The sequence below is a fragment of the uncultured Campylobacter sp. genome, from assembly GCF_938045535.1.
Taxonomy (GTDB): domain Bacteria; phylum Campylobacterota; class Campylobacteria; order Campylobacterales; family Campylobacteraceae; genus Campylobacter_B.
In genome coordinates this window covers 1-10983 of record NZ_CALIMQ010000244.1, presented here as the reverse complement: position 1 = coordinate 10983, position 10983 = coordinate 1, and the positions used below count along the sequence as shown (strand labels likewise).

Annotated in this window: 10 protein-coding genes and 2 pseudogenes; 10 read left to right on the top strand and 2 right to left on the bottom strand. The window is 49.5% G+C overall.

All coding sequences use genetic code 11. The annotated features are described in order from the left end of the window. Window positions 1-66 precede the first annotated feature (66 nt). The 9 genes and pseudogenes from thiD (at window position 67) to Q0095_RS07460 (ending at window position 7860) form a co-directional block, all read left to right on the top strand. Window positions 67-1161 carry a bifunctional hydroxymethylpyrimidine kinase/phosphomethylpyrimidine kinase gene (thiD, locus tag Q0095_RS07500; RefSeq protein ID WP_297882807.1) on the top strand — a complete coding sequence of 365 codons (1095 nt, stop codon included), beginning with the start codon at window positions 67-69 and terminating at the stop codon, window positions 1159-1161. A gap of 568 nt (window positions 1162-1729) precedes the next feature. Continuing rightward, window positions 1730-2881, top strand: coding sequence for an MFS transporter (locus Q0095_RS07495; RefSeq protein ID WP_297882806.1), 1152 nt, complete (start codon window positions 1730-1732; stop codon window positions 2879-2881). 53 nt (window positions 2882-2934) lie between these two features. Continuing rightward, window positions 2935-3183, top strand: a pseudogene (locus Q0095_RS07490) (DUF1440 domain-containing protein); the annotation flags it as partial. 120 nt (window positions 3184-3303) lie between these two features. Beyond that, entirely contained in the window at window positions 3304-3543 is a 240-nt protein-coding gene (locus tag Q0095_RS07485; protein WP_297882805.1) for a hypothetical protein, read from the top strand. Beyond that, window positions 3544-4887: pseudogene (locus tag Q0095_RS07480) on the top strand (tannase/feruloyl esterase family alpha/beta hydrolase). It abuts the gene before it with no gap. A gap of 21 nt (window positions 4888-4908) precedes the next feature. Next, complete coding sequence (locus tag Q0095_RS07475) at window positions 4909-5388, top strand: hypothetical protein (RefSeq protein ID WP_297882804.1); 480 nt, start codon at window positions 4909-4911, stop codon at window positions 5386-5388. Window positions 5389-5655: 267 nt separating this feature from the next. After that, the gene (locus Q0095_RS07470) at window positions 5656-6138 is read left to right on the top strand and encodes a flavin reductase family protein (protein ID WP_297882802.1); all 483 of its coding nucleotides are present in this window, start codon (window positions 5656-5658) and stop codon (window positions 6136-6138) included. A gap of 110 nt (window positions 6139-6248) precedes the next feature. Further along, window positions 6249-7010, top strand: coding sequence for an SDR family NAD(P)-dependent oxidoreductase (locus tag Q0095_RS07465; protein WP_297882800.1), 762 nt, complete (start codon window positions 6249-6251; stop codon window positions 7008-7010). A 250-nt stretch (window positions 7011-7260) separates the two neighbouring features. After that, complete coding sequence (locus Q0095_RS07460; protein WP_297882798.1) at window positions 7261-7860, top strand: NAD(P)H-binding protein; 600 nt, start codon at window positions 7261-7263, stop codon at window positions 7858-7860. Between the two features lie 8 nt (window positions 7861-7868). Here Q0095_RS07460 and Q0095_RS07455 read toward each other — a convergent pair whose 3' ends face one another. Further along, complete coding sequence (locus Q0095_RS07455) at window positions 7869-8078, bottom strand: 4-oxalocrotonate tautomerase family protein (RefSeq protein WP_297882796.1); 210 nt, start codon at window positions 8076-8078, stop codon at window positions 7869-7871. A gap of 188 nt (window positions 8079-8266) precedes the next feature. On the opposite strand from Q0095_RS07455, the gene Q0095_RS07450 reads away from it, so the two are divergent. Further along, window positions 8267-10039: an aryl-sulfate sulfotransferase gene (locus Q0095_RS07450; protein ID WP_297882794.1), complete on the top strand. Its 1773-nt coding sequence runs from the start codon at window positions 8267-8269 to the stop codon at window positions 10037-10039. 169 nt (window positions 10040-10208) lie between these two features. On the opposite strand, the gene Q0095_RS07445 is transcribed toward Q0095_RS07450, so the two are convergent. Next, the coding region (locus tag Q0095_RS07445; protein WP_297882791.1) for a substrate-binding domain-containing protein at window positions 10209-10983 on the bottom strand (775 nt) is incomplete at its 5' end.

The following is a 10983-nucleotide window of genomic DNA, read 5'->3' as shown; positions in this document are numbered from 1 at the left end:
ATAATATATCGGACGGAATTATAGCGGAATTTCGATATAATCGCGCTAAAATTTTAAAGGCTTTTTATGAGAAAAATTCTTACTATTGCGGGTTCTGATAGCGGCGGCGGCGCGGGCATCCAGGCCGATATCAAGACGATTAGCGCGCATAAGATGTTTGCAATGAGCGCTATTACGGCGCTTACGGCGCAAAATTCGCGCGGCGTGTTCGACGTGCTGGACGTTTCGCCAGATTTTGTGGAGGCGCAGCTGGATGCGATTTTTAGCGACATCTTTCCGGACGCCGTTAAAATCGGAATGATCTCCAATGAGGGGGTTGCCGAGGCCATCGCAAAGAGCCTGAGCAAGCACGACGCGAAAAACGTCGTCTTAGATCCCGTGATGGTCGCCACCAGCGGCGGAGTTTTGATGAAACAAAGCGCGCTACATGCGCTAAAATACAAGCTCGCCCCCGCCGCGGAGATTATCACGCCCAACGTGCGCGAAGCCGAGGTCTTATCGGAGATGAAAATTTTAAGCTTAGCCGACATGCGCGCTGCTGCGGTTAAAATTTCGCAGTTTTTCGGCGGCGCGATTTTGATTAAAGGCGGCGATCTTGCCGGTGCGAGTGTAGCTTGCGGCGCGGCGGGAGCGGCGCGAAATTTTAATGCTTCGCAGCGTAAAACGGATGAGAATGGCGCACGCGAAAATTCTGCGTGTTTGACGGAGCGCGCAAATTTCGCAAGTGAAAATTTTACTAGCGAATGCAAAAATTTAACTGCGGGCACGGAGCCTTCTTTTGAACAAAATTTATCCGCAGCACCTTTAGATGCAGGTTTTAAACCAAATAGTGAGGGCGGGGATTCGAGAAATTTAGCGGTCGATATTTTGTATGAAAACGGCAAATTTTATGAGTTTTCTGCGCCTAAAATTGCTACGCGCAACACCCACGGCACGGGCTGCACGCTCTCAAGCGCGATCGCGTGCGCGCTGGCGGCGGGGCTTAGCTTGCCTGCAGCCGTTGCCCATGCCAAGGGCTTCGTGCGCAGGGCGCTCGGGTGGGGTGAGCAGATCGGGCACGGATGCGGCGCGATAGATCATTATTTTACGGTGCGCGATCCCTTCGGCGCGGATTTTGACGGATTTTGTGCGGATGAAATCAAAATCATCGCCCCGGATTAAAATTTCAAGCGCCCGTTGAAATCCCCGCATTCGTAAAATTCCAAAATTCCGCTGCTATTAAATTTAACCTAGCGGCACGAGATCGTCCGAATGGCTCGTCGCGACTTGTGATAAACGGCGGGATTGCGCAGCTAAAAAGCGTGCGCTACGGGGATATGCGCACTTAAAATTTTAGTTGATTTTTAGGTATCATAATCCGCGTAGAATTCTAAAGAATTTTTGAATTTTATTGTAGGGTTCGCGTTGCAAGTTAGGGCTTTCCTTATTTGCCTTATGCTATAGCTCTGCTTCGTGGCATTGTTAAATTTGCGTTATTTCTTATAGGGCTTTATGCGCGAAAAAAGAGGATTATAAATATCAACCAGTCATTCGTTCACTGCTCGCGTTGCTCAAGGTAGATGCATCGCATTGTATGCCGGCGTTGCGCTATACCTGCCGCATTGTGCCCTCTAGCTGCGAACTTAGCGATCTATGCCCGCCGCCTCATATTCGCTGAGCTTACTAAAATTCCAAATTTCCTCGCAAAAGAGTTATAATGGCTAAAATTACGTAAATTTAGGAATTTAAAATGCGCTGCAAAAAAGAACTACTACTCTTAATCATCGCCTCAGGGATAATCTCTGCCGCAGATAACTGGATCGCATCGCTACTGCTACCTAGCATCGCAGATACGTTTGGGGTGCAGGTAAGCCCCGCCTCCGCAGTTTTGACGGCATATCTGATCCCCTATGGCTTACTTCAGCCGGTATACGGACATCTTAGCGATCGCTACGGCAGAGGTAAAATTTTAATCTTATTAATGCTTTTTTTGGCGATATTTACGCTTCTTTGTTCCACTGCAAAAAGTCTAGCATGGCTTGTTTTATTTCGCTTTTGCACGGGATGCGCGGCGGCGGGTATAATCGCTGTCTGCCTCGGCGTTATAGGCGATACATATGACGAGAAGGATAGACAAAAAATCGTAGCGATATTTCTGGGCTCGGTATTTTTAGGGCAGGGGCTGAGTGCGGCTTTAGGCGGATGGGCAGTGGCTAGATTTTCTTGGAGGGAGATATTTTTAGCCTTTTCTGCGCTGTCTGCGGTATCTTTCGTATCACTATTTACGCTAAATTTCAAAGAGACTCCGAAAAGCGGAGGCGAAAGCTTCGTAAAATCCCTAGCCAGCTTGCGTGGCGATGCTGCGCTTTTGAGAAGCTATTTTTTGGCTTTATGTAATGGCGTAATTGTGCTCGGGGCGTACTCATTCATAGGCGCTTATCTACTTAAAAAACTGTGCTTGAGCTCAAATTTTGCCGGAGCCTGCCTTATGCTTTACGGCGTCGCTTGCTTTTTGGCAGGAAACGCTGCTAGATATTTAAAAGAGAAGTTGCCGCCAAAAGAAATTCTAACCCTCGGCTTTTTGGCGTCCGCTTCGGCGCTGTGCCTTTTGGCGAGTTGCTTCGCTGCCACCGCATATGTAGGGACGTTTTTGTTGGGATTTGGCTATGTTTGCGCGCAGTCGGTCCTAGCAAGCGCAGCGCTTCGTTGCGGCTCCGCCAAAGGTCTATCCTCCGGGATCATAGGCACGGCGATATTTTTCGGAGGCGGCATCGGTACTGCCGTAGGTGGCAAGGCGCTTGAATATTTAAGCTACCAAGGGCTATTTTACGGCTTTGCCGCGTTAGCCGCCGCGCTGCTGATTTTTTACCGTGCAAGCTTTAAGGGCACGCGTGAAATTTAATGCTCCGCAACAATAGCAAAATTTAAAATTAAGCACACTTCGCTGTCGAGAAATTTCCTAAAATCACGCTATTTCAGGGCGTCGCGTTCGGTATCGTCGTAAATATCGCAGTGCATTGCATCACGCTGCCGCTTTTAGGACTTACACCACCGCTTTTTCAGCTTCCGTGGTATGAGTTTGTTTCGGAATTTTTCGGGCACACGGTTTGGTTTTGGGCGATCGAAGTATTTCGTCGCGATCCACGAAACCGCTTAACCGACGAGCCAGATTCTGCGGATCGCCAAAGTACTTCGTCCTTTTAATTAAAATTTGAAATTCCGCATGGCTCCGCTAGGAATTCCATAATTTCTCAAATACGCTTGAAATTCACGATAAATTTTTATGTTAGAATTACGATTAATAAAATTTTAAAAGGAGTGGCAATGAAATATAAAATTTTAGTTGCGGCCTTTACGGCTACTTTGGGTTTACAGGGAGCGCTTGCGAGCGATTTTGACGAGCGGGCTTGCGCGGCGCTAAAGGGCACGAAAATTTACGATACAAAGATCAGTGAAGCGATCTGGAATCAAAGCGGCGAAATCGGCGCCGATAGGATGTCTGCGCTAACCGGCGGAGCCAAAAAGACGCTAAAAGCCGCACCGCACTGCATAATTCACGGCTAGATAGCCTCGCGCACGGGCTCGGACAGCAAGCATTACGGCATAAAATTTGAGCTGCGCTTGCCAGGCGACTGGAACGGCAAGCTTCTATTTCAGGGCGGAGGCGGTTTGGACGGCTTTGTAGCACCGGCTCTTGGCGCCGTGCCTATCCGCACTAGCACCGCAACGCCCGCGCTTATGAGGGGCTATGCAGTCGTCACGACTGATTCGGGACATCCTACGCCTACGCCCGAGTTCGGACTTGAGCAGCAGGCGCGGCTAGACTATGCCTATCAGGCGATCGGCAAGGTCGCGAGCGTCTCAAAGCAGCTGGTTTTTGCAGCGTATAAAAAAGCGCCCGCACACAGCTACTTTATGGGCTGCTCAAACGGCGGACGCTCGGCTCTGATGGCGGCGCAGAGGTATCCGCTGGAATTTGACGGCGTAATCGCGGCAAATCCGGGTTTTAGGCTTTCGCGCGCGGCGATCGCGGAGCAGTGGGATAACCGGCAGCTTATAAAGATCGCTCCTAAAAACGCCGCGGGGGATAAAATTTTTGCAAACGCCCTTACGCAGGAGGATTTGGATAAGCTAAGCAAGGCGGTTTTGGATAAATGCGATGCGCTAGATAGGCTAAAAGACGGAATCATCGGCGCTTGGGAGCGTTGCAAGTTCGATCCCAGCGGACTTGATCTAGCTAAAGAAAAAATTTCTGCGATAAAAGCGATATTTGAGGGCGCAAAAAACAGCAAGGGCGAGCAAATTTACAGCGGCTGGTTTTATGATGCCGGAGTAAATCAGCCCGGCTGGCGCATGTGGAAGCTTGGCGACTCGCAAACGGCAGAGCCAAATGCTAGAAATATCGTGCTCTAGAAGGGTTCGATGAATTATTATTTCTTGACGCCGCCGCAACCGGAGTTTGATCTGATGAAATTTGATTTCGATAAGGACGTAGAGCGAACATTCGAAACCGCGGCGATAAACGATGCGATTTCGACCAAGCTAGATAGCTTCCGCGCTAACGGCGGTAAACTCATCATCGTAACGGGCGTTTCCGATCCCGTGTTTTCGGCGATGGATCAGTGCGATTGGTTCAAAAAGCTAGTAGAAACGAACGCGAACGCGGATGAATTTGCGCGATTTTTTGCATTGCCTGGGATGAATCACTGCGGCGGCGGTAACGGCATCGATGATGTCGATCCGCTAAGCGCGCTTGAGGCGTGGCGCGAGCAGGGAACGGCTCCATCTAGCCTGCTAGGCAAAAGCACGAGCCGTGCCGGTAAGCAGATCAAGGTCTGCGCGTATCCAAAAGTGGCTATCTACGTGGGCGGCGACGAAAATAGCGCGAGTAGCTTTGAGTGCAGATAAAATTTATTTAAAGGAGTAAAGATGAGAGGTAAAATTTTAATTGCGGCCTTTGCGGTGGCGCTTTTGTGCGGCTGTGCGGCGCACGACGCAAAGCTAGGCAAGGAGGCAAGCGCAATGGATAATAGGGGCGAAAGCGCGGCTGCGGACTGCGGCGCTAGTGAGGGCGTCTGCAAAGTGCCCGCCGTGCAGGGACCGATAATAGGCGGCGGCACGGATGAGCACGGCTGCTTGGTCGCCGCGGGCCAGAGCTTTTCAAAGATCAAGAATGGCTGCGTGCAGGTTTTTGATGTCGCGGATGTGAGGCTGGACGACCCTGATAACGCTACGCTTGCGATCTACGGGATATTTTCCGCGGATAAAAGCAGGGTAGAAATTTTTTGGTCGAGCCTGCCTGAGAGCGTGATCTTGCGCGCAAAGGGAGGCGGTTATGTCTCGAAGGACGGAAAAATTTCGCTGCTAAAAATAAAAAGCGGCAAGGGCTATAAGATCCACAGAAAATAGCTGGTGAAATTTTAAGCCCGCTAAATTTCGCGCGCCGTGAAAGAATTTAATCCAAGCACGCCAAGGCTTGGGCCTGCTCAGTAGGCTAAGACATAAATTTAGGGCATTAATACCGAGCCGATTCGGTTGTTCGCGGTATCTGCCGCCGATGAAATTTAATCAAAGGAGCAAAAATGGCGATCATAAAAGTAGATCTACAAAAATCATATCCCAAACCCAGGCGCGACCACGCTCGTATCGGCCAAATACGATGGCGACGTCAACGCGATGGCGATAACGTGGGCACAGGCGCTTGACTACGACAAGGTTACCATCGTGTCGCATAACGGCTCGTACACGCGGACGCTCATCGAAAAGAGCGGGTATTTCGCCGTGCAGATCCCCACGGCCGCGCAGGCGGAGCTGGTTAGCGAGCTTGGCGCCGAAAACAACTCGCGCTTTGATAACGCGGACAAGATGAAAAACGTAGAAATTTTTTATAAAGATGACTCCCGCGTGCCGCTGATCGCGGGCTGCGCCGCATGGCTCGTTTGCAAGCGCATCCCCGAGCCTCACAATGAGCAGAGTTATGATCTTTTCATCGGCGAGGTCATCGCGGCGTATGCGGACGAGCGGATCTTTGACGGCGGACACTGGCTGTTTGAAAAGATCCCTGACGAGCTAAAGACGCTTCACTACGTCGCCGGCGGTCGGTACTATCTGGACGGCAAAGCGGTAGATACCAAGCGCACACCCATAAGCGGCGAGTAAACCGCCTCGCAAAATGCCGGCAAATTTGTAAATTTAAAACGAGCGCACGCGTAAATGCGCGGCGAGCTTCGGTAAAATTTCAAACTAAAGAATCTAAAAAAGGATAAAAAATGAAAAAATATATCGTCATCACCGGCGCAAGTTCTGGTATCGGAGCAGCCGCGGCAAAGGCGTTTGCTGGGCGCGGAGAAAATTTGATCCTAATCGCGCGCAGAGCGGAGCTGCTGCAAAGCTTAAAGGACGAGATCGCTAAAATTTCGCCTGAATCAGAGGTCGTGATTAAAATTTGCGACCTTGCGCGCAGCGAGAACGTCCTAACGCTTTGGGACGAGCTAAAAAGCTACGAGCTAAAGGCGCTAATTAATAGCGCGGGCTTCGGAGATTTTGGCTTAGTGGGAGAGCAGGATTTGCAAAAAACGGTAAGAATGATAGACCTAAACGTAACCGCGCTCGCGATACTTTCGAGCTTATTTACGCGAGATTACAAATGCAAACAAACTCAGCTTATAAACATCTCCTCCGTGGGCGGCTATTTTCTGGCGCCCGGCGTAGTGCCGTATTGCGCTACAAAATTTTTCGTAAGCGCTTTCACCGAGGGTTTGCACCACGAGCTAGCGCAGGATAAAGACGCCAAGATGCAGGCTAAAGTTCTAGCTCCCGCCGCGACTAAAAGCGAGTTTTGCGACGTAGCTTCGGGAAAGCGCGGATTTGATTACGATGCGGCGTTTTCGCAATACCACAGCAGCGAACAAACGGCAGAATTTTTGCTCACGCTTTACGATAGCGATGCATGCATCGGAGAGGTGGATTTGGCTAGCTTCGAATTTAAACTTAGCGAACCGAAATTTAATTATATAGCAGCCGCCAAATAGCGGATCGGGTGAGGCGCAAGCTCACTTATAGCTTGCGCTGTTAAGTTGCTTCTTTACGTGCGAGCAGGACTTGATTAGCTTCGTAGCGACAAGCTGCGCAGGCAGGCGCCTTTGAATTTTACGCATTTATAGATCGCACGATGAGCCGTGCTGTGCAGACGATATGCGCGTAAAATTTAGAATAACGTAGCGCCAGAGTTAAATTTGACTGCAAAGCGCGTTAAAATTTAAAGAAATTTAAGGAGTGAAAATGGGAAAATCCGCCTTAGTGCTAGGCGCTACGGGCGTTGTAGGCAGGGAGCTGGTGCGCGAGCTTTGCGAGAGCCCCTGTTACGATGAGGTAGAGGTATGGGTGCGCCGCGAGATAGGCTTTTGCCGCCCTAAGCTTCGCGCGCGGATCATTGATTTTGAGGGTATCTCGGATATCGTGCCGCATAAATTTGACGAGATTTTTTGCGCGCTGGGCACGACGATGAAGCAGGCGGGCTCGCGCGAGGCGTTTTTGCGCGTGGACGTGGACTACGTCTATGCGGCGGCAAAGTGGGGCAAAGCGGCGGGCGTGCAGCGCTTCGTGCTCGTATCATCTCCGGGTGCGAACGAGGACTCGCTAAGCTTTTATCTGCGCGCCAAAGAGCAGATCGAGCGGCGCGTGAGCGAGCTTGGCTTTGACAGCCTTCAGATCGTCCGTCCGCCAATAATCTTGGGCGAGAGATCGGACGCTCGCCTGCTAGAACGGCTTGCGGCGGCGGTTTTTAAACTGCTGCCCGCCTGCGCGTTCGGTAAATTTAGACCGCTTAGCGGCGCAAGTATCGCCCGCTGCGAGCGTGATTTTTGGCTCAAAATCCTATAAAAATTCGCTCATTTTTTCTCTTTATTTTGTTTGATCTCCTCAAGACTTAGACCGCTTTTACCGATGCTGTCCATACTGAGCGTTTCGATCATCACGAGTATTGCGGCTGGGTCTTTGCCTAATACGCGCGCTAACGTGTCCGTAATCTCGGCGATGATTTGCTTTTTTTGCTCTTTTGTAGGCTCTGGAGCGGCTACTTTTATATTTACGAATGGCATTTTCTCTCCTTAAATTTGATAAAGCAGGGCTAATTATATCAAATTTTAGACTGTTACCCGTTTCGCTTGCGTTCTAAAATTTAAGTAAATATATTAGAATTTAACTTTAAATTTGATTTAAAGCTAGTATGATTATTATGTGATTCGGTAGTAGTAAAATTTGATAAATTTACCCAAAAGGAGCGAATATGCGTAAGAATTTTTTCGGTTCTATCGTTTTGACTGCGGCCTTGGCGGGCGGCGCGTTTATAGCGGTGCCGCAGACTGCGAGTGCGGGCGTTTTGGCGCATCAGGTAAAAACCCAGGGCGAGCTCGGCTCGGTGTTTATCAACCCATACGACGTGGCGCCTCTGACTGCGATCATCGATCGCGCGGGCAAGGACATCAAGGATATCCACGTGCGGGTGCTGGGCAAACCGAACGGCGGCATCGACATCTCATATAACGTCTCCGAGCATGCACTGCTAAATCACGACGGCGTGCCGATCTGGGGGTTGTATCCGGACTATCTAAACGAGGTTGAGGTAAGCTACGTTTTTAACGGCGAAAAGAAGGTCGAAAAGTATAAAATTTACGCTCAGCCGATCGTGACGTATAGCCGCGATTATAGATTTAGCCACATGCAAAAGATGAAGGTTAAAAAGGTCGATCCCGCGTTTAAAAACAGGCTCTATCTCATCAACAACACCATCACGAGCGTCTATAAACCGCTTGATTGGAAAAACGGGGGTGCCGCTAGCTGGAACGACTTTACGGAAAATTTCGTCGTCGATACGCAGGGCGAGGTCAGATGGTATCTGGACTATCAGAAATTTTACGACCGCAGCGAGCGTAGGGTGATGGACGGCGGCATGATGATGGGCTTTCATCAGCTGCCAAACGGCGATCTTAGCTGGGGTATGGCGCAGCGATATATGCGCTACGATATGATGGGCAAGGAGGTGTATAACCGCGAGCTACCGCGCGGCTACATCGACCTTAGCCACGAGGTGATGCCGCTTAAGGGCGATCACTTACTGCTTCGCGTCGGTAAATACAACTACCACCACGCAGACGGCAGGCTCTCGCACACGATCAGAGATCACATCATCGAAGTGGACGGCAGCGGCAAGGTCGTGGACGAGTGGGATCTGAATGAAATTTTCGGCAAAAACGTTTACCGCAGCAACCTCATCAAAGCCCTTGACGCTCGCGCCGTGTGCCTAAATATCGACATGGACGCTAAAGAGATCAAAATCAGCGACGATCTGCCTTTTGGCGACGTGACCTCGACCGGCACGGGACGCAACTGGGCGCACGTAAATTCCATCTCATATGACCCTAGCGACGACGGCATCATCCTTTCGCTTCGTCATCAAGGCATCGTTAAGATCGGCAGAGACAAAAAGGTAAAATGGATCCTAGCATCGCCTGAGGGCTGGAGCGCGGACTTTAAAGAAAAAGTGCTAATGCCCGTGGATAAAAACGGCAACAAAATCAAATGCGAAAACTCAAAATGCGAGGGCGACTTCGACTGGTCGTGGACGCAGCACACCGCGTGGCTGACTCCGCGCTACGACAACAAGGGCTCCGTAAAGCACATCAGCGTATTTGACAACGGCGACGGCCGCGGCATGGAGCAGCCTGCGCTAAAAGAGGAAAAATACTCGCGCGCGGTCGAGTACAAGATCGACGAGAAAAAGGGCACCGTGGAGCAGACGTGGGAGTTTGGCAAGGAGCGCGGATTTGACTTTTACAGCGCGGTTACTAGCGTCGTGGAGTGGCAAAAGGATAAAAGCACCTACTTCATCTCAAGCTCGAACGTCTATCTGCTAAAGCCTGATAAGACGATCAAAATGGTGCTCGTGGAAATCGATCCGAAAACAAACGACGTCAAATTTGAGATGGACGTGGAGTCCGCGTCTAGAGATGACGTGGCATACCGCGCGATGGTGATCGATCCGAATATCTTTGATTATTAAAATTTCGCGGCGAGATTAAATTTAGTGCGATCGCCGCAGTTAAATTTAGAATTTACGCGGTGGGTTAAATTCGGTTTGAAATTTAACCCGCTTGCTTAAATTTTACCCATCGCGTCGTTGAAATTCGACTTATCAAATTTGCCGAATTTCATCTTTTAAGACTTAAATTCTACTCGCTTATAAAATATTTCTGAGCGTACGCAGCGTCGTTGTAAAGCCCTTCGCCGTATCTGTCTTTACCGTAATTTTTAATTATCTCTTGCCCTGCGCTTGAAGCTACGAAATCTATAAAATCTTTCGATTTCTTGCTTTCGGCAGTATCGCTATCGTTTTGTCTTAGGGCGCAATACGTATTTATTAGATATTTATCGCCGCGAAATAGAATTTCGCTGGATTTTATATCTTTTTTCGCCACGACCCAAGTACTGCTATCGCTCATAAAATATGCTCCGTTTTTATCAGCTTTTAAAAGAGTCGCTAACATAAAATCTTTATTTGCCTCATACCACTGACCTTGTGGAACGATATTTGCCATTTTCCAGATACTAAGCTCTTTTTTATGAGTTCCGGAGTTGTCCGCTCTGGTGTAAAAAAGGCTTTGGGACTTGGCTATATCAGTATAGGCTTCTGTTACGTTTTGGGCGGTTTTTATCTTTGCGGGATCGCTTTTAGGCCCTACAATAAAAAACTCGTTTGATCCGATCAACGTCCTTTGCGTAGCCCAGCCCTCTTTTACGGCGCTTATTTCCGCCTTTGGAGCGTGAACCATAGCGATATCTATCTTTTTATTTTTCAAAAGTTCGAGAGTCTGACCGCTTCCTGCTTTTATCCAGCAAATTTTGGTGTCGTTTGCCTTGCTAAATTCATTAGATAAAACTTCGAGTAGCCCAAGCTCTCCAGGGCTTCCCGTAGCAAGCTTTAGCTCCGTTTTTCCGTCTCCATAC